The sequence below is a fragment of the Stenotrophomonas sp. Ste96 genome, assembly GCF_024519495.1.
Taxonomy (GTDB): Bacteria; Pseudomonadota; Gammaproteobacteria; order Xanthomonadales; family Xanthomonadaceae; genus Stenotrophomonas; species Stenotrophomonas bentonitica_A.
In genome coordinates, this window is the sequence record NZ_JALJRX010000002.1 from 442,384 (window position 1) to 463,455 (window position 21,072).

Annotated in this window: 22 protein-coding genes; 12 read left to right on the forward strand and 10 right to left on the reverse strand. The window is 68.4% G+C overall.

The window, feature by feature from the left end; all coding sequences use genetic code 11:
• The first annotated feature begins 184 nt into the window (after positions 1–184).
• Positions 185–769 (forward strand): NUDIX hydrolase, encoded by a 585-nt coding sequence (locus OC373_RS08770; protein WP_261997506.1) that lies wholly within the window; start codon positions 185–187, stop codon positions 767–769.
• On the opposite strand, the gene serA is transcribed toward OC373_RS08770, so the two are convergent.
• Positions 763–2,004 carry a phosphoglycerate dehydrogenase gene (gene serA, locus OC373_RS08775; RefSeq protein WP_261997507.1) on the reverse strand — a complete coding sequence of 414 codons (1,242 nt, stop codon included), beginning with the start codon at positions 2,002–2,004 and terminating at the stop codon, positions 763–765. The genes OC373_RS08770 and serA overlap by 7 nt on opposite strands.
• A gap of 220 nt (positions 2,005–2,224) precedes the next feature.
• Between serA and OC373_RS08780 the strand changes: the two genes are divergently transcribed.
• The 3 genes from OC373_RS08780 (at position 2,225) to OC373_RS08790 (ending at position 5,788) form a co-directional block, all read left to right on the forward strand.
• Complete coding sequence (locus OC373_RS08780; protein ID WP_261997508.1) at positions 2,225–3,613, forward strand: FAD-binding oxidoreductase; 1,389 nt, start codon at positions 2,225–2,227, stop codon at positions 3,611–3,613.
• A 61-nt stretch (positions 3,614–3,674) separates the two neighbouring features.
• Positions 3,675–3,971: a DUF2388 domain-containing protein gene (locus OC373_RS08785; protein ID WP_046273482.1), complete on the forward strand. Its 297-nt coding sequence runs from the start codon at positions 3,675–3,677 to the stop codon at positions 3,969–3,971.
• The gene (locus OC373_RS08790) at positions 3,971–5,788 is read left to right on the forward strand and encodes a DUF4105 domain-containing protein (protein ID WP_261997509.1); all 1,818 of its coding nucleotides are present in this window, start codon (positions 3,971–3,973) and stop codon (positions 5,786–5,788) included. The genes OC373_RS08785 and OC373_RS08790 overlap by 1 nt, the downstream gene beginning before the upstream one ends.
• Here OC373_RS08790 and OC373_RS08795 read toward each other — a convergent pair.
• Together OC373_RS08795 and OC373_RS08800 are read right to left on the reverse strand one after the other, a co-directional pair.
• On the reverse strand, positions 5,766–6,833 hold the full coding sequence (locus OC373_RS08795) for an ATP-binding protein (protein WP_261997510.1): 1,068 nt from the start codon (positions 6,831–6,833) through the stop codon (positions 5,766–5,768). The genes OC373_RS08790 and OC373_RS08795 overlap by 23 nt on opposite strands.
• The gene (locus OC373_RS08800) at positions 6,833–7,582 is read right to left on the reverse strand and encodes a response regulator (protein WP_261997511.1); all 750 of its coding nucleotides are present in this window, start codon (positions 7,580–7,582) and stop codon (positions 6,833–6,835) included. Before OC373_RS08800 ends, OC373_RS08795 begins: the two co-directional genes overlap by 1 nt.
• 219 nt (positions 7,583–7,801) lie before the next feature.
• On the opposite strand from OC373_RS08800, the gene OC373_RS08805 reads away from it, so the two are divergent.
• Positions 7,802–8,197 carry a nuclear transport factor 2 family protein gene (locus tag OC373_RS08805; protein WP_261997512.1) on the forward strand — a complete coding sequence of 132 codons (396 nt, stop codon included), beginning with the start codon at positions 7,802–7,804 and terminating at the stop codon, positions 8,195–8,197.
• A gap of 104 nt (positions 8,198–8,301) precedes the next feature.
• Entirely contained in the window at positions 8,302–9,051 is a 750-nt protein-coding gene (locus tag OC373_RS08810; RefSeq protein ID WP_019182974.1) for an MliC family protein, read from the forward strand.
• Between the two features lie 46 nt (positions 9,052–9,097).
• Here the strand turns inward: OC373_RS08810 and OC373_RS08815 are convergent, their stop codons facing one another.
• From OC373_RS08815 to OC373_RS08845, 7 genes are all read right to left on the reverse strand, one after another.
• Positions 9,098–9,448: a hypothetical protein gene (locus tag OC373_RS08815; protein ID WP_019182973.1), complete on the reverse strand. Its 351-nt coding sequence runs from the start codon at positions 9,446–9,448 to the stop codon at positions 9,098–9,100.
• Between the two features lie 106 nt (positions 9,449–9,554).
• Complete coding sequence (yeiP, locus tag OC373_RS08820; RefSeq protein ID WP_019182972.1) at positions 9,555–10,121, reverse strand: elongation factor P-like protein YeiP; 567 nt, start codon at positions 10,119–10,121, stop codon at positions 9,555–9,557.
• Positions 10,122–10,189: 68 nt separating this feature from the next.
• A complete protein-coding gene (locus tag OC373_RS08825) occupies positions 10,190–10,960 on the reverse strand; it encodes an SDR family NAD(P)-dependent oxidoreductase (RefSeq protein WP_261997513.1) in 771 nt (256 codons plus the stop codon).
• A 52-nt stretch (positions 10,961–11,012) separates the two neighbouring features.
• Positions 11,013–13,601: an EAL domain-containing protein gene (locus tag OC373_RS08830; RefSeq protein WP_019182970.1), complete on the reverse strand. Its 2,589-nt coding sequence runs from the start codon at positions 13,599–13,601 to the stop codon at positions 11,013–11,015.
• The gene (locus OC373_RS08835) at positions 13,598–14,491 is read right to left on the reverse strand and encodes a hydroxymethylglutaryl-CoA lyase (protein ID WP_261997514.1); all 894 of its coding nucleotides are present in this window, start codon (positions 14,489–14,491) and stop codon (positions 13,598–13,600) included. The genes OC373_RS08830 and OC373_RS08835 overlap by 4 nt, the downstream gene beginning before the upstream one ends.
• Before the next feature lie 167 nt (positions 14,492–14,658).
• Positions 14,659–15,045 carry a VOC family protein gene (locus OC373_RS08840; RefSeq protein WP_070427288.1) on the reverse strand — a complete coding sequence of 129 codons (387 nt, stop codon included), beginning with the start codon at positions 15,043–15,045 and terminating at the stop codon, positions 14,659–14,661.
• A gap of 10 nt (positions 15,046–15,055) precedes the next feature.
• Positions 15,056–15,844 (reverse strand): enoyl-CoA hydratase-related protein, encoded by a 789-nt coding sequence (locus OC373_RS08845; protein ID WP_019182967.1) that lies wholly within the window; start codon positions 15,842–15,844, stop codon positions 15,056–15,058.
• A 113-nt stretch (positions 15,845–15,957) separates the two neighbouring features.
• On the opposite strand from OC373_RS08845, the gene OC373_RS08850 reads away from it, so the two are divergent.
• From OC373_RS08850 to OC373_RS08875, 6 genes are all read left to right on the forward strand, one after another.
• Positions 15,958–16,215 carry a FeoA family protein gene (locus tag OC373_RS08850; RefSeq protein WP_019182966.1) on the forward strand — a complete coding sequence of 86 codons (258 nt, stop codon included), beginning with the start codon at positions 15,958–15,960 and terminating at the stop codon, positions 16,213–16,215.
• Positions 16,212–18,071 (forward strand): ferrous iron transporter B, encoded by a 1,860-nt coding sequence (locus tag OC373_RS08855; protein WP_070427289.1) that lies wholly within the window; start codon positions 16,212–16,214, stop codon positions 18,069–18,071. Before OC373_RS08850 ends, OC373_RS08855 begins: the two co-directional genes overlap by 4 nt.
• A complete protein-coding gene (locus OC373_RS08860; RefSeq protein WP_070427290.1) occupies positions 18,071–18,325 on the forward strand; it encodes a DUF6587 family protein in 255 nt (84 codons plus the stop codon). The genes OC373_RS08855 and OC373_RS08860 overlap by 1 nt, the downstream gene beginning before the upstream one ends.
• A gap of 66 nt (positions 18,326–18,391) precedes the next feature.
• Entirely contained in the window at positions 18,392–19,132 is a 741-nt protein-coding gene (gene dapB, locus OC373_RS08865) for a 4-hydroxy-tetrahydrodipicolinate reductase (protein WP_026069739.1), read from the forward strand.
• 241 nt (positions 19,133–19,373) lie between these two features.
• Positions 19,374–20,504 carry a glutamine-hydrolyzing carbamoyl-phosphate synthase small subunit gene (gene carA, locus OC373_RS08870; protein WP_019182959.1) on the forward strand — a complete coding sequence of 377 codons (1,131 nt, stop codon included), beginning with the start codon at positions 19,374–19,376 and terminating at the stop codon, positions 20,502–20,504.
• The gene (locus tag OC373_RS08875) at positions 20,501–21,058 is read left to right on the forward strand and encodes a hypothetical protein (RefSeq protein ID WP_139146366.1); all 558 of its coding nucleotides are present in this window, start codon (positions 20,501–20,503) and stop codon (positions 21,056–21,058) included. Before carA ends, OC373_RS08875 begins: the two co-directional genes overlap by 4 nt.
• The last annotated feature ends 14 nt before the right edge of the window (positions 21,059–21,072 follow it).

Here is a 21,072-nt window from a genome sequence, read left to right on the forward strand (position 1 = left end):
CAGTGCTTCCCTAAAAGAACAAAGGTGAGGCGCGCGGTACATTGCCGCACGCCCTGATGGCGACTGGGCGCCCCAGCGGTGCGGGGCCCGCTGTACCTTAGCCAAAGCTGAAGCCGCTGTACAAGCACAAATGCAGCATGGCCGAGCGATAATCGGCCAAATCCGCACGATGCCTGCTCCTGCCATGTCGCTGAACCCCGAATCCGTTGCCATTCCTGACGCTGCACTGCGCAGTCAGCTTGATGCCTACGCCCGCCGCCACCCGGATCAAGCCGCACTGGCTGACGAATTCAGCACACTCCTGGACGATCCCCTGAATCCCTTCCTGCGTGAGCGGCTGGCCGGCCACTTCACCGGCAGCGCCTGGCTGGTCAGCGCCGACGGGCAGCGGGTCCTGCTGACCCACCACCGCAAGCTGGACCGCTGGCTGCAACTGGGCGGCCACGCCGATGGCGAGCGCGATCTGGCCCAGGTGGCGCTGAAGGAGACCGAGGAGGAATCCGGGCTGACCGCGCTGGTGCTGGAGGATGGCGAACTATTCGACATCGACAAGCACTGGATCCCGGAACGCAAGGACGTGCCGGGGCACTGGCACTACGACGCCCGCTACGTGGTGCGGGCGCTGGGCAGCGAGCAGTTCGCGATCAGCGAAGAATCACTGGCGCTGGCCTGGCGTGAGATCCGTGACGTGGCCAACGCGGCGATCGAGACCCCCGATGGGGATGATTCGCTGCCGCGCATGGCCAAGCGCTGGCTGGCCCGTCAATAAAGAACGCGGGTGCGCAGGGTGCCCGGGATGGCCGCCAGCTCCTCGCGCACCGCGCCGGCCTGGGCTTCGCTGGCGGTGATGTCGATCACCACGTAGCCGACCTTGGGGTCGGTGCGCAGGAACTGGCCGTCGATGTTGACGTTGTGGCGCGAGAAGATCTCGTTGACCTTGGAGAGCACGCCCGGCACGTTCTGGTGGATGTGCAGCAGGCGCAGGCTCTCGGCATGCTCGGGCAGGGTCACTTCCGGGAAGTTGACCGCCGACAGGGTGCTGCCGTTGTCGCTGTAGCGCACCAGTTTGGCCGCCACTTCCACGCCGATGTTGTCCTGCGCTTCCAGCGTGCTGCCGCCTACGTGGGGGGTCAGGATCACGTTGTCGTGCGCGGTCAGCGGCGAGACGAAGGCATCGCCGTTGCCCTTGGGCTCGACCGGGAACACGTCCACCGCCGCGCCGCCGAGGTGGCCTGAACGCAGCGCCGCATCCAGCGCGTCGATGTCGACCACGGTGCCGCGCGCGGCATTGATCAGGTGCGCGCCGGGGCGCATCCGGGCCAGTTCATCGGGGCCGATCATCCACTGGGTGGCCGGGGTCTCGGGTACATGCACGGTGACGATGTCCGCACGTGCCAGCAGGTCGTCCAGGCTGATCGCCGCCCGGGCATTGCCCAGCGACAGCTTGGTTTCGACATCATGGAAGATCACCTGCATGCCCATCGCTTCGGCCATCACGCCGACCTGCGTGCCGATATGGCCGTAGCCGATGATGCCCAGCGTCTTGCCGCGCACCTCATGGCTGCCGGCGGCCGACTTGGACCAGCCGCCGCGATGGCATTCGGCGTTCTTCTGCGGGATGCCACGGGTGAGCATGATCGCCTCGGCGATCACCAGCTCGGCCACGCTGCGGGTGTTGGAGTAGGGCGCGTTGAACACCGGGATGCCGGCCAGTTCCGCCGCCTCCAGGTCCACCTGGTTGGTGCCGATGCAGAAGCAGCCGACCGCCATCAGGCGCTTGGCATGTGCCAGGACGTCCGCGCTGAGCTGCGTGCGCGAGCGGATGCCGACGATGTGGGCCTCGGCGATGCGTGCCTTGAGCTCGTCTTCGGGCAGCGCCTTGCTGTGCAGTTCGATCTGCGAATAGCCGGCCGCGGTGAAGACGTCGATCGCGGTCTGGCTGACCCCCTCGAGCAACAGTACGCGGATATCCTGCTTCGGGAACGAGGTCTTTTTCGGCGACATGGGCGGCGTGCGACGTGTGGCGGCGGGAGCCCTCAACTATGCCAGAAGCGGGCGGCGATGGTGCGGTGCGCCAATCGGTGGCAAAACGGTTTCAGATGCACCTATTTCCGGTGTGCGCCCTGGGGATCGCCACAGGCTGCGGCGCCCGGGGCTCCGCTACTGGACGCGGCCCGTGGTGGCTGGCAGGCTTGCGGGCTCCCCCGGCACCGCCAGACGCCCCATGACCGATCCGCGCCTTGATTCGCTCCTGCACGACTGCCCCGGGCTGCGCCTGAAGACCGACCCGGCCGATCTGGAGCACTACGGCCGAGACTGGACCCGGCGCTGGGTGCCGGCACCGCTGGCGATCGCACTGCCGGGAACGGTCGATGAGGTGCAGGCGATCCTGCGCTGGGCGAGCGCCCAACACGTGGCCGTGGTGCCTTCCGGCGGCCGTACCGGCCTGTCCGGTGGCGCGGTGGCGGCGCACGGCGAGCTGGTGCTCAGCCTGGAGCGCATGAACAAGCCGCTGGCCTTCGATGCGGTCGACCGCACCTTGACCGTGCAGGCCGGCATGGCGCTGGAGGCGGTGCACAACGCCGCGCTCGAACACGGGCTGATCTACCCGGTGGATTTCGCTGCGCGCGGTTCCTGCTCGATCGGTGGCAACATCGCCACCAATGCCGGCGGCATCCGGGTGATCCGCTATGGCAACACGCGCGAGTGGATCGCCGGGCTGAAGGTGGTGACCATGGCCGGTGAGCTGGTCGAGCTCAACAAGGGCCTGATCAAGAATTCCAGCGGCTACGATTTCCGTCAGCTGCTGATCGGCTCGGAAGGCACGCTCGGCGTGATCGTCGAAGCCACCCTGAAGCTCACCGATCCGCCGCCGGCCAGCAACGTGATGCTGCTGGCGCTGCCCTCGTTCGAGGTGCTGATGCAGGTGTTCGCCGCGTTCCGCGAGCGGCTGCAGCTGCAGGCGTTCGAGTTCTTCACCGACCGCGCGCTCGAGCATGTGCTGGCGCATGGGGCGCAGGCACCGTTCGCCGAGGTCTACCCGTATTACGTGGTCACCGAGTTCGCGGCCGGCGATGAGGCCCAGGAAGCGGCGGCCATGGCGGCATTCGAAGACTGCATGGAGCACGGCTGGGTCAGCGATGGCGTGGTCAGCCAGAGCGATGCGCAGGCCGCGCAGCTGTGGCGCCTGCGCGAGGGCATCACCGAGGCGGTGGCGCGCTACAAGCCCTACAAGAACGATGTCTCGGTGCGCATCTCGGCCATGCCGGCCTTCCTTGCCGAAACCCAGGCGCTGATCGGGCAGGCGTACCCGCAGTTCGAGGTGGTCTGGTTCGGGCACATCGGCGACGGCAACCTGCACATCAATGTGCTCAAGCCTGACGATACCGCCGATACGGAGTTCCTGACCCAGTGCGAGCACGTCACCAAACTGCTCGCCGGTGTGCTGAGCCGTTTCGATGGCAGCATCTCGGCCGAGCACGGCATCGGCCTGGTCAAGAAGGGCTATCTGGACAGCACGCGCAGTGCGCCGGAAATCGCGCTGATGAAGGCGGTCAAACGCGCGTTTGATCCCCAAGCGCTGCTGAATCCGGGCAAGGTTTTCGACCTCTGAGGCAAGACAGGATTTCACGCAGCCTATACGCTCTGTGTTTTCCACCGCGAACGACACCCCGATGATGCGTCCGATCCTGCTCCTTGCCGTGCTCGCCCTGCCGTTGTCGGCGATGGCCTCCAGTTTTGCCGGCAGCTCCGCCGGTTCCGCCTCCGGCGCGTCGTCGGCCGGTTCGTCCAGCTCCGGCGACGACAAGATCGTGATCGACGCCCGCGACGACGCTGCTGCCTTCGTGGCCAGCGATGGCGCCATCCGCGGTGCACGCCTGGAAGCTGCGCTGCTGCACCTGCGCGAGCAGAGTGTCGCGCAGCAGCAGGCCAGTGACATGGCATTGGCCAGGACGCTGCTGGCCCGCTGATGCACCCGTCCGGTCAGGTCCGCCGCTGGCGCTGGGCGGTCCTGGTCGCATGGCTTGCCGCGCCATGGGCGCACGCGGCACTCATGTTGGAGCTGCAGCCGCAGGGACTGGATCCGGCGCAGATCGTCGCGGCCGAGCGTACCCTGCAGCAGGTGCGCGGCCGCTTGCCGCCGCAGTGGCAGGCACGGTTCCAGCACCCGGTGCAGGTGCGCTGGTCGGACACGCTCCCCGCGCACGTGCATGGCCGCGCCCGCAACGGGGCGATTACCCTGCAGCGCGCCTTGCTCGACACCGTGAAAGACGATCAACCGCTGCCGCGCCCGCTCGAGGCCGCGCTGATCCATGAACTGACCCACGTACTGGACCGTTCGCCGCAGGGCGGTTGGTCGCGCGATGCGCGGCTGCGCGATCTGGCCGGGTGGCAGCGGCGACCTTGGAAACTTGGCCGTACGGCCAATGCCTTCAGCGGGCGCAGCCCCGACGACTATGAGCGCGCACGCCCCGCGGAATTCCTGGCGGTGAATGCCGAGCACCTGCTGCTCGATCCCGATTACGCCTGCCGTCGGCCGGCGGTGGCCGCGTGGTTCGCCGAGCATCTCGGGCCGATCGGCCAAACCGTGGCCTGCGACAGCCGCCTGCCGTTGATGCAGGCCGAGGAAGACGCGGGCGCGGCGAGCCTGCTGGAACTGGACCCGGCCCGGATCTACGCCGTCGACTACCTGCTTGCCGAAGGCAACGAGCAGCTGATGAGCCGCTGGGGCCACAGCATGCTGCGGCTGGTGATCTGCGCACCGGGCCGGCCGCGCGGGCCGGCGTGCCGGATGGACCTGTCCCATCACCGCGTGCTGTCCTACCGCGCCTTCGTTGGCGATGTGCAGATATCCAGCTGGCGCGGGCTGACCGGTTCCTATCCCTCGCGCTTGTTCGTGCTGCCGCTCAACCAGGTCATCAACGAGTACACGCAGCTCGAGCTGCGCGGCCTGTCTTCGGTGCCGCTGGCGCTGGATGACCAGGACATCGCCGGCCTGCTCGAACGTGTCGCGCAGGTGCACTGGAGCTATGACGGCCGGTATCTGTTCGTCAGCAACAACTGCGCGGTGGAGACCGGGAAGCTGCTGCAGGAAGGCGTGCCACGCCTCGCGTCGCCCGGGTTGAACCGGATCACCCCGCGCGGATTGCTGACCCGGCTGGAGCGCCAGGGCGTGGCTGATGCCAGCGTGCTGGCCGATCGCGCGCAGGCGACGCGCCAGGGTTACTACTTCGCTTCGGCCGCAGACCATTACCAGCAGCTGTTCGATGTCGCCCGGCGGCAGCTGCCGCTGGGCACGGCAACGGTAGGCGACTGGTTGCGGCAGCCTGCCAGCGCCCGGTCACGCTGGGTGGAGCAGGGCGACCTGCGCGCCACCTCCGCCTTGCTGCTGCTGGAGCAGGCGGCGCTGCACCGTGAGGAGCTGCGCGCGCGCGATGCCCTGAAACGGCTGCTCGGCCATCCGCGCCCTGGCGATGCCGCGGCGCGCGACACGCTGCGCGCGTTGCTCGAGGACACCGGCCAGCTGGTCAGTCCGGCCGCCTTGGTGAGCCGTGGCGGCTACGGGCTGCCATTGGCCGGGGAGCGCGTGCAGGCTGCGGCGGCGGCGGCGCAGCTGAGCGCCCAGGGCGTCCCGGCCTGGAAGGCGCTGCAGGCGCAGTTGAAGCAGCGCCTGCCGGCCGCACAGCAACGCGAACTGGCCACGATCGACCGCAATCTGGCCCGGCTCGGCACGCGGTTGCGCGAGCTGGCCCTCCAGGACGCTGCTACTGCCGCGGCAGCTCGATGACGAAACGTGCGCCGCCCAGAGTACTGGCGCTGCAGGCGACCTGGCCGCCATGCGCATCGGCGATCGCCTTGACCACCGCCAAGCCCAGCCCGCTGCCGCCGCGCTGACGCGAGCGCGAACCATCGCCGCGCAGGAAGGGATCGAAGATCTGCTCGCGCAGCGCCGCATCGATGCCGGGGCCTTCCTCATCGATGGCGATCTGCACATGGGTAGCGGTGTCGTGCACCGCGATGCGCACCCGGCCCGGCGTCGCATAGCGGCGTGCATTCTCCAGCAGTGCCATCAATGCCTGCCGCACGCGGGTCGGGTCGCAATGTGCGGGATGCTCCTCGCGTGAGGTCTCCAGTTCCAGCACGAAGCCGCTGCTGCGGAAACCCGGATCCACCAGGGTCATCACCGTGTGCACTTCCTGTACCACATCGTTGCGGGCGCGGCGCACGTCCAGGCGGGCGCTGTCGGCCAGGCTGAGCACACGCAGGTCTTCGATCAGCCGCGACAGCCCCTCCACCTGCGCCAGCAGGCTGCGGAACTGGCCTTGGTCCGGGGCGAATACGCCTTCGGCCAGGCCCTGCAGGCGGCCGCGCAGGATGGTGACCGGCGTGCGCAGTTCATGCGCGATCGCCGCGTGCCACATCACCCGGTCGGCCTCGATGTTCTGCAGCCGGCGCGCCATGGCGTTGAAGTCGTCCACCAGCAGCGCCACTTCGCCCAGCGAGCGGTCACTCACTGCCGCGCGTGCACCCAGGTCGCCATCGGCCAGCCGCCCGATGCTGTCCACCACCGCGTTGAGCGGGGTCAGGATGCGCTGGGACAGGCGTACGGATGCGGCGACCGCCAGCGTCAACCCGATCAGGGTCACGCCCACCATCCAGACCAGTTCCGGGCCACTGGGCACCCAGCTGACCGGTTCGTCCACGCCGCCGGGGTAAAACGCCACCAGCACCGCATAGAGCAGGTAGGAGCTGAGGATCACCATCACGATGACCGCCAGCACCATCATCGACATCGAGACCACGATGTGCCGGCTCAGGCCCGAGCGGCGCATCAGTGGTCCGCCGCCAGCCGGTACCCGACGCCGCGCACGCTGGCCGGCACGTTCGCCAGGCCGACATCGTCAAGTTTGCGGCGCAGCTTGCTGACGTGGCTGTCCACGGTGCGCTCCAGCGCTTCGCTTTCCGGCAGGCACTCATGCATGAGTTCGCTGCGGCTGAAAATGCGCATCGGTGCCAGCGCCATGCAGTGCAGCAGCTTGAATTCGGTCAGGGTCAGCAGCAGCTCGTGGCTGTAGCCGTCGCCTTCGACATGCACCGTGTGGTGCTCCGGATCGATCACCAGGTTGCCCACGCGCAGGATCTCCGGCGCACTCTGGCGCGCGGCGTTCAAGGTGCGCCGCAGTACCGCGCGCACCCGCGCGGCCACCTCGGCCGGGTTGAACGGCTTGACCACGTAATCGTCCGCGCCCATCCGCAGCGCGGTGAGCTTGTCCAGGTCCTGGTCCAGCGCGGTCAACATGATCACCGGCGTGTCGCCGCGCTGGCGCAGTGTGTTGAGCACGGTCCAGCCATCCATGCCCGGCATCTGCACGTCGAGCAGGACCAGGTCCGGGCGTGCGCTGCGGTGCAGGGAAAGGGCAGTGAGGCCGTCCTGCGCGCGCAGTGTGCGCAGCCCTTCGCGGGCCAGGTAGGCCGCGACGATGTCGGCGATCTCGGGTTCGTCCTCGACGATCAGGACCAGGGCATTGAGCGAATGATCCCAGCGCGCGGTCGGGGCGCCGGGTAGATCGGAGGCGGGCATGCAGGGCAAAGCCGGAAGGTGCTTGGGCTCCATCGTATCTCCACACTTCCTCCATCGAAACCCCACCGAGGCCGCGCAGACTGCCGCCATCGTGATTTCGGCCGGTGTTCCGGCAGCTGTGCAGATGAAGAGCAGGAAGACGCATGCCGCCCTGGTGGCGGCAATCCAGACGCTGGGCGTGCACGCCAGCGGGCCGCGACGACGATGTCCGGTGCGCCCATGAGCGCGATACTGCAACCGGCGCACGTGGAGGCGGCCGAGGCGCGACTGTGGGACGCGCTTATCCAGTGGCAGCCGCAGCAGGTGAACGCACTGCTCTCGCCAGCGCTGTTCCTGACCGACCACGATGGCCGGCGGCAGGATGCCTCGGCGTTGCTGGCGGGCTGGAATGCGCGGCGCATCCGCATCGTTGCCATCGAGCGGCAGCAGACCGAGCAGCTCGCCTGCGGCGCCATGGTGCTGGTCACCGGCGAGATGCGCCTCCATCTCGACGGCGAGCACGGTCGGCAGCTGCATGCGATGCGGCTGCTGCGGGTCTGGGCGCGCTGCACGGGCGCACCCGGCGTGCATCTGCTTTCGCTGTGCGTGCTGCCGGCCGCGCCGCGTGCGCACTGAACCGCGTGTTCAGGCCTGCCGCCGGGGTCAGCCTCGCTTCACCCGCTCTCACGGCGCGGCAGGTACGATCAAGTGTTGTTGACGTTATCGCAAGGAGTTTCCTCATGCGCGCATCTCCCTGGCTGTTGAGCCTGGCCATTACCGGCGCACTCGCCGCCTGCCAACCGGCCACCGAGAGCCGCCCTGCCGCCGATGGCAGCGAAGCGCCCCCACCGATGGATGCCTCCACCACCGATGAGCGCAGTTACGCGTTCCGCTGTGGCGAGCTGGAAGTGCATGCCACGTATCGCGGCCAGGATTCGGCCACGGTGGTGGTTGCCGATCGCACGTTTGCCATGTCCTCGCAGCCGGCCGCCTCCGGCGCGAAATACGGAGACGGGCAGGGCAACGAATTCTGGACCAAGGGCACCACTGACGGGATCCTGATCCTCAAGGGCGAGCCCGATCGCACCTGCACCGGTACCGGCGAGCAGGGCGGCGAAGCGCCGCCGGCCAATGCGGCCGCCAAGGCCGATACCGAAGCCGGCGCCGATGCCGCCGCCGGGTTCCGCGCGACCGGCAATGAGCCCGGTTGGCTGGCCCAGGTCGGCGCGGGGGCCACCCCGGCGCTGCACATCGAGATGGATTACGGCGAGCGCAAGCTCGAGATCGCCAGCCCCACCCAGGGCCGTGATGGCTGGTCCGGTACCGCCGCTGACGGCACCCCGGTGAAGCTCACCTTCCAGCGCACCGTGTGCCAGGACAACATGAGTGGCCAGGCCTTCGGTGCCACGGCCATGCTTACCGTCGGCGCGCGCCAGTACCACGGCTGCGGCGATTTCGCCGGTGCGCCGTCGTTGGCTGCCAAGCCCTGATCGAAGGGAACGCACCGGATTGCGCACCTGCGCGTCCGGTGCAGGGTCACAAGCCGCGTGGGCAGGGGTTGGGTTGCGCCCGGCTGTCCGCATCCAGCGCGAGCTCGTTACGCGTGCCCAGCAGCATCAGCTCGGTGTGCACCAGGCAGTTGTCGGCGTGGCGCTGCAGCAGCTGATTGAACAGCGCAGCCCGGTCGTCGCAGGTTTCGTGGATCGCATACGCCAGTTCGCGGGCGCGGTCCTCGTCGTAGGCTTCTTCGCCAGCGAAGTGCTGGCAGGCGCTTTCGCGCGTCAGAAACGCCTGCACGTCGCCCGGCATCGCGCAGTACATGCGGATGTCCTCGGCCACGAAGATCTCTGCAGGCACTTCGCAGCGCGCATCAGCGGTGTTCCCCATTGGCGCTGTGCCTGTCGCCGAAGGCACGGGCGCCAGCGTCTCGCTCTCCACTGCCCGCGGCGAACACGCCGCGAGCAGCAGGAGCAGGACGGTCGGTGCGGCGCGCTTAGTCGGCACGGCCGGCGAATTCACCGGTGGTGGTGTTGACCAGCACGCGTTCGCCGTTGGCGATGTACTCCGGCACCATGATTTCGATGCCGGTGTTGAGCTTGGCCGGCTTCGGGCGCTTGGTGGCCGTGCCACCCTTGAGTTCCGGCGGGGTCTCGACCACTTCCAGCACCACGCTGGTCGGCAGCTGCACGCCCACCGGGGTCTCGTCGATCACCTGCACGTAGATGCCGGTCAGGCCGTCGGTGATGTAGCCGGCGTCATCGCCGAGCACATCGGCATCGACCATGTACGGGGTGTAGTCCTCGTCATCCAGGAAGACGAAGGCATCGCCGTCCATGTACGAGTAGGTCGCCTGGCGCCGCAGCAGTTCGACTTCCGGCAGGTTGTCGTCGGCGTCGAAGCTGGAATCGAGCTTGTTGCCGCCCGGCACGCTGTACATGATGAAACGGAAGCGGACATTGCCGCCGCGGCCCTGCGGGGAGCTGCGTTCGATGTCGCGGATCTGGTAGACGCCGTTGTTGAATTCGACGACGTTGCCTTTCTTGATGTCGCTGGCTTTCATGGGAATGAAGGTCGGTTCGTGGAGGTGGCGGGTGCCGGAACCGGGCACCCTGCGGGTTGCGTGCTCGCTTACTTCGGCGCCAGACGCACGGCGCCGTCAAGGCGGATGGTCTCGCCGTTGAGATAGGTGTTGCCCAGGATGTAGGCGACCAGCCCGGCAAAGTCTTCCGGCTTGCCCAGGCGCGGCGGGAACGGGATGGAGGCGGCCAGAGATTCCTGCACCGCCGGCGGCATGCCATCGACCATCGGGGTCCAGAAAATGCCCGGGGCGATGGTCATCACGCGGATGCCGAAGCGCGACAGCTCGCGTGCCATCGGCAGGGTCATGCTGACCACGCCGCCCTTGGAGGCGGCATAGGCGGCCTGGCCGATCTGGCCTTCATAGGCGGCCACGCTGGCGGTGTTGATGATCACGCCGCGCTCGCCGTCGTCGCCCGGGGTGTTGTGCTGCATGCGGTTGGCGGCCGCCTTGGCGACGTTGAAGCTGCCGACCAGGTTGACCATCACCGTGCCCTGGAAGTTGGCCAGCGGCATCGGCGCCTCCTTGCCCAGCACGCGCCCGGCGCCCAGGATGCCGGCACAGTTGATCGCGGTGTTCAGCCCGCCCAGGAAGTCGCAGGCGGCATCGATCTGCGTGGCCACGGCGGCCTCGTCGCTGACATTGGTGCTGTAGTAGCGCGCGTTGGCTTCGCCAAGCGCGGCCACGGCGGCCGCACCCTTGTCGTCATTGAGATCGAACAAGGCCACCTTGGCGCCGTTGGCGACCAGGTGCTGGGCCACGGACAGACCAAGGCCGGAGACACCGCCGGTGATGACGGCGCGGACAGAAGACAGCTGCATTGCACGATCCCGCTGGTTCAAGAACCGCTGATTCTAGCGGAAGCGGCCGCCATCACCGTTGTGCACTGCCCACCGCGACCCGGGCGCGCAGCGCCAGGCGCCGCGCGAACTCGTCCGGCGCCAGCCCGGGCGCGAACAGGAAGCCCTGGCCGACCGAGACCCCCAAAGAGGTCAGGAACTGGCGCTGGGCCTCCGATTCGATGCCTTCGGCCACCAGGCCCAGCCCGAGGCTGCGGGCGATCCCGCAGACCGCCTCGCACACCGCCACATCCGAGCGGTTGGCCGGCACCCCCTCGACGAACAGCTGGCTCAGCTTGAGGCCATGGATCGGCAGCCGGCGCAGATAGTTCAGCGCGCTGTAGCCCTCGCCGAAGTCGTCGATGGTCAGCAGCACGCCCATCTCGCGCAGCTGCGCGAAGGTGCGCAGCGTGTCCGGGGCATCTTCGATCAGCACCCGTTCGGTGAATTCCAGTTCCAGCGCGCTGCCGGGCAGATGGAACTCGTCCAGCACCGCGCGGACATGCCGGGCCAGGTCCTCGCCCACGAACTGCCGGTAGGACACATTGACCGCCACCCGCACGATGCCCAGCCCGTCATCCTGCCACTGGCGGACCTGCCTGCAGGCTTCGCGCAGCACCCACAGGCCGATCCGGACGATGTCACCGGTGCTCTCGGCATGGCCGATGAAGATGTCCGGGCGCAGCTCGCCGAGCTGGGTATTGCGCCAGCGGATCAGCGCTTCGGCGGCGATCAGCTGGCCGCTGTGCAGGTTGACCTGCGGCTGGTAGACCAGATGGAACTCGTCATCGTCCAGCGCCCGGTGCAGCCGGCTCTCGATCTGCAGGCGGTCATGCTGGCGCTGCGCCAGCTCGGGCGAGAACACCTGCCAGCCGTTGCGGGTGCGCCGCTTGCAGTCGTACATGGCGATGTCCGCGTTCTGGATCAGCTGCTGCGGGCGCAGCCCATCCTGCGGCGCGCGCGCGATGCCGATGCTGGTGGTCACCGGGAATTCGTCGGCACCGAAGCGGAACGGTGTGCTGAAGGCGCGCGTGATCGCAGTGGCCAGCCGCTCGGGTTGATCGGCCTGGTCGCGGGTATCGCAGATCACCAGGAACTCATCGCCGCCGAACCGGGCCAGCAGGCCTTCGGTGCCGATCGCGGTGGCGATGCGGCGGGTGGCATCGATCAGCAGTTCGTCACCGGCGTTGTGGCCCAGCAGGTCGTTGACGGTCTTGAAGCGGTCCAGGTCGATGTACAGCACCGCGACCCGGCAGTGGGTCGGGTTGGCCATGCGCATGGCCAGGTCGTTGAGCACCGCATCGCGATTCATGATCCCGGTGAGCGGATCGGTGCGCGCCTGGATCCGCAGCGTCTCCTCGGCCTGCTTGCGCGCGGTGATGTCCTGCACGGTGCCGGCGATGCGCGCGGCATCGACATCCCCGGCCTCGGCCTCGCCGATCATCCGCACCCAGAACGAATGCCCGTCGCTGCGCTGGCCCTGCAGCTCCAGTTCGAACGAAACCTGGCGGTCGACCACTTCCAGCAGCGCCTGCTGCAGCTGCGCGCGGTCGTCCACGCGCAGGCATTCCAGCAGCTCGGCCATGTCGCGCATCGGCAGCTCCTGGCCGAGGATGCGGGTCGCCTCGTCGGTCAGGTACAGCCGCTGCAGGCCGCGGTCCCACTCCCAGCCGCCGATGTGCGCCAGCGACTGCGCGCGGTCGAACAGCGTGTTGTTGCGTTTGAGTTCGGTGATGTCGCTGAACAGGCCGAACACATGGTCCGGCGCATCGCGCCCGTTGCCGTACACCGGCACGTTGGTGGTGGAGATCCAGATCATCCGGCCGCGCGGGCGGTGGTACAGCCCGACGATGGTGCTGCGCACGATGCGCCCGCTGTGCAGCGAGACGCTGGCCGGCCATTGCTCGCGGGTGAGCGGGTGGCCGTGCTCGTCCACGCTGATCCAGTCTTCCGGGGCGAGCATCGCCTGCAGGCTGCCGCCATTGCCGGCGGTACCCAGAATGCGATGCGCGGCCGGGTTGGCCGAGACCACCCGCAACTGGCGATCGAACAGGATCACGCCCTTGTCGATGGATTCCATCAGCAGCCGGTAGCGCGATTCGGCCTGCCAGCGGCTGCTCAGGTCGCGCGCCACCGCCACGATGCAGTGCTCGCCCTGGTGCTCGAAGCCGGCCGAATGCACCTCCACCGGGAAGCGGCTGCCATCGCCGCGCATGTTGGTGACCTCGATGACATAGGTCTCGCCCCGGTGCAGCGCCTCCCAGACCGGATCGAGGTGGTCGCCCGGCAGGTCCGGGTTCAGCAGCTCGATCGGTTGCCCGACGATTTCCTCGCGGGGACGGCCATAGGCGCGCACGCCAGCCTTGTTGAGGTCCAGTACCACGCCGCGTTCGCTGAGGATGCTGACCGGGTCCGGGACCGCATCGAACAGCGCGGCATAGCGACGCAGCGCCAGCTGGCGCTCGTCCATGGCCTCCTGCAGGGCCTGCTGCACTTCTTCCAGCAGGCCGCGCAGATCGCCCGGCGACTGTGCCAGGGCGCGTTGCAGGGCGGCCAGCGCGTGGACGTGGGCGGTGAGATGATCACCTACCGCAGCGTCCTTGCGCGGGCCGCCGCTTTTCATGTCGCCGCCAGCGCCCTGCCGGTCTTGCTGCCGGTCTCGCGCCCCAGCCGTGCGGCCAGCCAGCGCCCGGTGGCGGCCAGCGCCGGCAGATCGATGCCGGTGCGCATGCCGATGCCATGCAGCATGTAGACCACGTCTTCGCTGGCGACGTTGCCGCTGGCGCCCTTGGCATACGGGCAGCCGCCCGCACCGGAGACCGCCGAATCGACCACGCGCACGCCTTCTTCCAGGCAGGCATCGATGTTGGCCAGGGCCTGGCCATAGGTGTCATGGAAGTGCACCGCCAGCGCGGCCATCGGCAGTTCGCCGGCGACCGCCTTGAGCATCGCGCGGGCTTTGCGCGGCGTGCCGACGCCGATGGTGTCGCCGAGCGAGATTTCGTAACAGCCCATCTCGTACAGCGCGCGCGCGACGCGCACCACCCCGCTCACCGCGACCTCGCCCTGGTAGGGGCAGCCAAGCACGGTGGAGACGTAGCCACGCACCTTGACCCCGTCGGCCTTGGCCCGCTCCAGGATCGGCGCGAAACGGGCCAGCGACTCGTCGATGCCGGCATTGGTGTTGGTACGGTTGAAGGTTTCCGAGGCGGCCGTGAACACCGCCACTTCCTGCACGCCCACCGCGCGTGCACGGTCATAGCCCTGTTCGTTGGGGACCAGCACCGGGTAATCGATGCCCGGGCGGCGCTCGATGCCGGTGTACACCTCGGCGGCGTCGGCCAGTTGCGGCACCCAGCGCGGGCTGACGAAACTGGTCGCCTCGATGGTGCGCAGCCCGGTCAGCGAGAGCTGGCGGATCAGTTCGATCTTGTCGGCGGTGGCCACCGGCTGGGCTTCGTTCTGCAGCCCGTCGCGCGGGCCGACCTCGACGATGCGGACGAAGTCATCCATGTGCCGGCCCTCCGCGAACGGAGCGACGGACGACCAGCAGGGGGCGGGGTGGGGTAGAGGTCACGGAGATTCCTGTCAGACGAAAGGCGGCCCACGTTCCCCGGCGGGCCACGAAAAGGGGATACGCGGGATGGGCGACAAAGCGGCCATCCCGCCGGCGTACGCGGTCAGCCGGGGTGGTGGCAGACCGCTTCGATGTTGTTGCCGTCCGGATCGAGCACGAACGCCCCGTAATAATCGGGGTGGTAATGCTCGCGGATGCCCGGGGCGCCATTGTCGGTGCCACCGGCCGCCAGTGCCGCACGGTGGAAGGCGTCCACGTCGGCCCGCCGGGTCGCGCTGAAGGCCAGGTGCACGCCGCCATGGGCGCCGGGGGCGTTGCTGATCCAGAAGTCCGGTTTACCGCTACGGCCGAAGCCGGCGTGGTCATGCTCGCCGGTCTGGGCGGCCGAGACCTGCATCACCACGGTGATGCCCAGCGGCGCCAGGGCCTGCTGGAAGAACGCCAGGCTGCGCCCGAAGTCGGCGCAGCGGATGCCTATATGGTCGAGCATGACGCTGTCCTCAGTCCTGGGTGACCCAATGCGGGGAACGCTTGTCGAGGAAGGCCCCGAGGCCTTCCTGGCCTTCGGCCGAGACCCGCAGGCGGGCGATCAGCGCCGCGTTGTCGCGGTCGGTGGCGTCCCGGTCGCGGCCCAGCGCCACGCGCCGGACCAGGTCCTTGGCCGAGGCCGAGGCCACCGGGCCGGCCTTGTCGAGCAGGCCGAGCTGGCGCTGGACGGCTTCGTCGATCCGTTCCGGCTCGATCAGCTGGTGCACCAGGCCGATGCGCAGGGCGGTTTCGGCGTCGAAATGCTCGCCGGTGGCAAACCAGCGGCGGGCCTGGCGCGGGCCGATCGCGTCAATGACATAGGGCGAGATCACCGCCGGCAGCAGGCCCAGGCGGCTTTCGGTCAGGCCGAAGCGGGCGCTGGTGCTGGCGATGGCGATATCGCAGCAGGCCACCAGGCCGACCCCGCCACCGAAGGCGGCACCCTGCACGCGGGCGATGGTCGGCTTGGGCAGCTCGTCCAGGGTCCGCATCAGGCGGGCCAGGGCGAGCGAATCCTGGCGATTGTCCTCCTCGCTGGCGGCGGCCATGCCACGCATCCACTGCATGTCCGCACCTGCCGAGAAGGAGGCGCCTTCCCCGGCCAGCACCACCGCGCGGACATGGTCGTCGCGTCCGGCGGCCTCCAGTGCGGCGGTCAGCTGGGCGATCAACGAGGCGTCGAAGGCATTGTGCAGGGTCGGGCGGTTCAGCCACAGGGTCAGCACCGAGGCGCTGCGTTCAATCCGTAATGCGTCACTCATGGGCGGGTTTACTCCATACATGTACAGATCATAGCGGGCCGTTGGTCACGGGCAATGACGCGGCGCGGCGATGGTAGAATTGATAACCATTCCTATCATCGAGAAGGCGCTCCGTGACGTTGTCCGATCTGGCGCTGTACAGCTCCGCCCTGGTGGAGTCCGTGCAGGAACTACACGCAAACGATGCGATCGCCCGCCGCCTGAAGGAGCTTGGCTTCGTCAAAGGGGAAGAGGTCCGTCTGGTAGCCCGTGGTCCGGTCGGCGCCGAGCCGCTGCTGGTGCAGGTCGGGTTCACGCGCTTCGCCCTGCGCCGCAGTGAGGCCGCCCGCATCGTGGTCACCGCGCTGCAGGGTCAGGAGGCCCGCGCATGAGCGCTGCCGCCAACGCCCTGCGCATCGCCCTGGTCGGTAATCCGAACAGCGGCAAGACCGCGCTGTTCAACCAGCTGACCGGCAGCCGCCAGAAAGTAGCCAATTACACCGGCGTAACCGTGGAGCGCAAGGAAGGCCGCCTGCGCGCGCCGTCCGGCCGCGAATTCGCCGTCCTCGATCTGCCGGGCGCCTACAGCCTGCAGCCGGCCAGCCTGGACGAGGCGATCACCCGGGACCTGTGCCGGGGCTTCTACCCGGGCGAGGCCGCCCCGGACGTGCTGCTGTGCGTGATCGATGCGACCAACCTGCGCCTGCACCTGCGCTTCGCGCTGGAACTGCGCGAGCTGGGCAAGCCGATGATCGTGGCGCTGAACATGGTCGATGCGGCCGAGCGGCGTGGCATCAAGATCGACGTCCAGGCGCTGGAACAGGCGCTGGGCGTGCCGGTGGTCGAGACCGTGGCGGTGCGCCGCAACGGCGCGGCCAGGCTGGTGGAGCGCCTGGATGCGATGGTGCCGCACCTGCAGGCCCCGGTGGCGGTGCCCGCGGCGCAGGCCGACTACCACGCGCAGGTGCGTGACATCCTCGCCGCCTCGGTCAGCATGCCGACGCGGACGGCGAAGATCGACGACGCGCTGGACCGCTGGCTGCTGCACCCGGTGTTCGGGCTGCTGACCCTGGCGGTGGTGATGTTCCTGATCTTCCAGGCGGTGTATGCCTGGGCCACGCCGGTGATGGACCTGATCGAGGCCGGCACGGCCGCGCTGGGGGGCTGGATCGGCGGCGCGCTGCCCGAGGGCCCGCTCAACAGCCTGCTCACCGACGGCATCATCGCTGGCGTCGGCGGGGTGATCGTGTTCCTGCCGCAGATCCTGATCCTGTTCGCCTTCATCCTGGCGCTGGAAGAATCCGGTTACCTGCCGCGCGCGGCCTTCCTGCTGGACCGCATGATGGCCGCGGCCGGCCTGTCCGGCCGTTCGTTCATCCCGTTGCTGTCCAGCTTCGCCTGCGCGGTGCCGGGCATCATGTCCACCCGCAGCATCCAGGACCCGCGCGACCGGCTGGCCACGATCCTGGTCGCGCCGCTGATGACCTGTTCGGCGCGCCTGCCGGTGTATGCGCTGCTGATCGGCGCCTTCATCCCGCAGAAGCAGATCTGGGGCGTGTTCAACCAGCAGGGCCTGGTGCTGTTCGGGTTGTATGCGGCCGGCATTCTCAGCGCGCTGCTGATGTCCTGGACCATGAAGAAGTGGCGCCGCGACAAGAGCGAGCATCCGTTGATGCTGGAACTGCCGTCCTACCGCATCCCGCACCCGCGTGATCTGGCGGTGGGCCTGTACGAGCGCGGCATGATCTTCCTCAAGCGCGTGGGCGGCATCATCCTGGCGCTGACCATCCTGCTGTGGTTCCTGCTGTCCTTCCCGGGCGCGCCCGAGAACGCGACCATGCCGGCGATCGACTACAGCTTCGCCGGTCAGATCGGCCATGCGATGGCGGTGTTCTTCGCGCCGCTGGGGTTCAACTGGCAGATCTGCATCGCGCTGATTCCGGGCCTGGCCGCGCGTGAAGTCGCGGTCGCCTCGCTGGCCACGGTCTACGCACTGTCGGCCGCCGATGACGATGCCGCCAGCCAGGCGCTGACCCCGCTGATCAGCGATGGCTGGTCGCTGGCCACCGCGCTTTCGCTGCTGGTCTGGTACATCTACGCGCCGATGTGCATTTCGACGCTGGCCACGATCAAGCGCGAAACCAACTCGTGGAAGCAGATGGGCTTCGCCACCTTCTACCTGTTCGCGGCCGCGTACATCGCCTCGCTGATCACCTACCAGGTGACCGTGGCACTGGGCGGCGGCTGATGGAGACCGGCCTGCTGCTGCAGTACGCCGTGATCGCGCTGGCCGTGCTGGTCAGCGCGTGGGTGGTGATGAAGAAGCAGTTCCCCGGCACCGTGCGCAAGGCGCGCGGGGCGATCGCGCTGGGGCTGGTGAAGCCGCAGCGCGCCGCCTGGCTGCAGGCGCTGGGCCGGAAGATCGCGCCACCTGCCACGGGTGGCGGTGGTGCGTGTGGCGGCTGCGACAGTTGTGGGCCGACGCCACCGAAGCAGCACTGAGCCGCCAGGGCAGGGCCACGCCAAAACCTCTTGTGCAGCCTCACCACCACCCGCTAGCCTGCGTGCATGACTACCACTCCCCTACGTTTGCTCATCCACGGTGCCTCCGGCCGCATGGGCCAGGCGCTGCTCCGTCTTGCCGCCGACAATCCCGCCCTGCAGGTCGTGGCCGCGGTCACCCGCCGCTCGCCTGCCCAGCGCGTGGTGGACGGCGTGCCGCATTTCGCCAGCAGCGAGCTGGCCGGCGCGCCCCAGTTCGATGTCGCCATCGATTTCAGCCTGCCCGAGGGCTTTGATCCGGTGCTGGCGCTGTGCGTGGAGCGCGGTGCCGGCTTCGTGTCCGGCACCACCGGCATCAGCGAGACGCAGCGCCAGGCACTGATCCAGGCGGCGGGCCGGATTCCACTGGTCTGGGCCTCGAACTTCAGCCTGGGCGTGGCGGTGCTGGATGAACTGGTGGAGCGGGCCGCAGCGGCGCTGGCCGGCTGGGACTGCGATATCGTCGAATCCCACCACACCCAGAAGAAGGATGCGCCTTCCGGTACCGCCCTGACCCTGGGCGCCGCAGCGGAGAAGGGCGGGGCGCACCCGCACTACGCCAGCCTGCGTGCCGGGGACATCGTGGGCGAGCACCTGGTGCAGTTCACCGGGCTGGGCGAGCGCATCGAGCTGACCCACCGCGCCACCAACCGCGACATCTTCGCCCGTGGCGCGCTGTTTGCCGCCGCCCAGCTGCCGGGCCGCGCGCCGGGCAGCTATCGGGTCCGAGACCTGCTGGATGGCGCCACCCCGCCGCCCGCCGTCTGAATGGGGCCCGCCCGGCCAGCTTGGGCAGGCGCCTGAACCGGCGCCATGCCCTCTGTCGGGCTGAATAGGGCAATTGCACGCGGATACTGGCGTCGAACCCGGCTTCCCTTTACAATTCCCGCTCGCCGAATCACGACAGCCGGACCGGTCCAGAACCGCAGTCCGCGCTTTTTTGCAGCCGCTTTTTCGTGAAGCGCAGGCGTGACTTCGGCGACCCCTCGGTAGCCAAAGTGAGATTTCCGTGACCCAAGCCGCAATCCTCGTCCTCGAAGACGGCACCGTATTCGAGGGCGAATCCGTAGGCGCGCCCGGCCTGTCCGTTGGTGAGGTGGTGTTCAACACCGCCATGACCGGCTATCAGGAAGTGTTGACCGATCCTTCCTACGCCCGGCAGATGGTCACGCTGACCTACCCGCATATCGGCAATACCGGCATGACCGACCAGGACGACGAAGCGGCCAAGGTGTGGTCGGCCGGCCTGATCGTGCGCGATGTGCCGCGCCGCCCGAGCAACTGGCGCAGCCAGGTGTCGCTGCAGGATTGGCTGATCCAGCGCGGCGTGGTCGCCATCTCCGGGATCGATACCCGCAAGCTGACGCGCATCCTGCGCGAGCGCGGCGCCCAGAACGGTGCGCTGATGGCCGGCGAAGGCCTGAGCGTGGAAACGGCGCTGGAAGCGGCCCGCACGTTCCCCGGCCTGAAGGGCATGGATCTGGCCAAAGTGGTCAGCACCGACAAGCGCTACACCTGGACCGAGGGCCAGCTGGATCTGGACAGCAACGCCTTCGTCAACGCCGCACCGCGCTTCAAGGTGGTGGCCTATGACTTCGGCGCCAAGCTCAACATCCTGCGCATGCTGGCCGAACGCGGCTGCGAGCTGACCGTGGTGCCGGCGCAGACCCCGGCCGCCGAAGTGCTGGCGATGAACCCGGACGGCGTGTTCCTCTCCAACGGCCCGGGCGACCCGGAACCGTGCGATTACGCGATCGCCGCCATCAAGACCTTCCTCGAGAAGAAGGTGCCGACCTTCGGCATCTGCCTGGGTCACCAGCTGCTGGCGCTGGCCTCCGGTGCGAAGACGGTCAAGATGGGCCACGGCCATCACGGCGCCAACCACCCGGTCCAGGACCTGGACGGTGGCCGCGTGATGATCACCTCGCAGAACCATGGCTTCGCGGTGGATGAAGCCTCGCTGCCGGCCACCCTGCGCGTGACCCACCGCTCGCTGTTCGACGGCACCAACCAGGGCATCGCCCGCACCGACGTGCCGGCGTTCTCGTTCCAGGGCCATCCGGAAGCCTCGCCGGGCCCGCATGACGTCGGTCCGCTGTTCGACCGCTTCGTGACCCTGATGGCCGAGGCCAAGGCGTGATGCGCAGCCCCGTGCTGCTGCTGTCGCTGTTGTGCTTCACCGGTGTGGCCCAGGCCGCACCGGCCACGGATGCGGAGGTGCGGGCGGTGGTCCAGTCGCTGGGCCTGGGCACGCTGGGCACGGACATGGCCAAGCTGATGGTCGACAACGTGCCCGCGCTCAATGCGCTGCCCGAGACCGATCGCCAGTGCGCGCATGCGCCGATCAAGAGTCTGCTCGACGCACAGTTCCGTCGTTCGGTGATCTCCGGCCTCGGCAACGACGGCGACGAGGTGATCGCGGAGTGGTCGCGCTTCCTGGGCACCCCCGGGGGCAAGAGCCTCTCCTCGGCCTTCGCCGCTGCGAATCCATCGACGATCGCCGAAAAGTCCAACGTGGATCTGAGTGAAGCCGAGCGCGCCGAAGTGGCTGCGTTCCTGGCCAGCCCGGCCTACACCCGCTTCATCGCCACGCTCGACATCGAATCGGAGCTGCCCGACGACATCGGCGTGCAGCTGGCCAAAGGACTGCAGGACCAGTGCCGGATCGCGCTGAACCCCGACGATATTTCCTGATCGACAGCGTGCGA

Bases quoted from the DNA above. Each gene is read 5' to 3' on its own strand.
- OC373_RS08795 (WP_261997510.1), bottom strand. From the start codon at position 6,833: ATGCGCCGCTCGGGCCTGAGCCGGCACATCGTGGTCTCGATGTCGATG.
- OC373_RS08860 (WP_070427290.1), top strand. From the start codon at position 18,071: ATGGAGACCGGCCTGCTGCTGCAGTACGCCGTGATCGCGCTGGCCGTG.
- OC373_RS08840 (WP_070427288.1), bottom strand. From the start codon at position 15,045: ATGCTCGACCATATAGGCATCCGCTGCGCCGACTTCGGGCGCAGCCTG.
- OC373_RS08845 (WP_019182967.1), bottom strand. From the start codon at position 15,844: ATGAGTGACGCATTACGGATTGAACGCAGCGCCTCGGTGCTGACCCTG.
- OC373_RS08785 (WP_046273482.1), top strand. From the start codon at position 3,675: ATGATGCGTCCGATCCTGCTCCTTGCCGTGCTCGCCCTGCCGTTGTCG.
- OC373_RS08810 (WP_019182974.1), top strand. From the start codon at position 8,302: ATGCGCGCATCTCCCTGGCTGTTGAGCCTGGCCATTACCGGCGCACTC.
- OC373_RS08835 (WP_261997514.1), bottom strand. From the start codon at position 14,491: ATGGATGACTTCGTCCGCATCGTCGAGGTCGGCCCGCGCGACGGGCTG.
- OC373_RS08815 (WP_019182973.1), bottom strand. From the start codon at position 9,448: ATGGGGAACACCGCTGATGCGCGCTGCGAAGTGCCTGCAGAGATCTTC.
- serA (WP_261997507.1), bottom strand. From the start codon at position 2,004: ATGTCGCCGAAAAAGACCTCGTTCCCGAAGCAGGATATCCGCGTACTG.
- OC373_RS08805 (WP_261997512.1), top strand. From the start codon at position 7,802: ATGAGCGCGATACTGCAACCGGCGCACGTGGAGGCGGCCGAGGCGCGA.
- dapB (WP_026069739.1), top strand. From the start codon at position 18,392: ATGACTACCACTCCCCTACGTTTGCTCATCCACGGTGCCTCCGGCCGC.
- yeiP (WP_019182972.1), bottom strand. From the start codon at position 10,121: ATGAAAGCCAGCGACATCAAGAAAGGCAACGTCGTCGAATTCAACAAC.
- OC373_RS08780 (WP_261997508.1), top strand. From the start codon at position 2,225: ATGACCGATCCGCGCCTTGATTCGCTCCTGCACGACTGCCCCGGGCTG.
- OC373_RS08800 (WP_261997511.1), bottom strand. From the start codon at position 7,582: ATGCCCGCCTCCGATCTACCCGGCGCCCCGACCGCGCGCTGGGATCAT.
- OC373_RS08825 (WP_261997513.1), bottom strand. From the start codon at position 10,960: ATGCAGCTGTCTTCTGTCCGCGCCGTCATCACCGGCGGTGTCTCCGGC.
- OC373_RS08790 (WP_261997509.1), top strand. From the start codon at position 3,971: ATGCACCCGTCCGGTCAGGTCCGCCGCTGGCGCTGGGCGGTCCTGGTC.
- OC373_RS08830 (WP_019182970.1), bottom strand. From the start codon at position 13,601: ATGAAAAGCGGCGGCCCGCGCAAGGACGCTGCGGTAGGTGATCATCTC.
- OC373_RS08770 (WP_261997506.1), top strand. From the start codon at position 185: ATGTCGCTGAACCCCGAATCCGTTGCCATTCCTGACGCTGCACTGCGC.
- OC373_RS08855 (WP_070427289.1), top strand. From the start codon at position 16,212: ATGAGCGCTGCCGCCAACGCCCTGCGCATCGCCCTGGTCGGTAATCCG.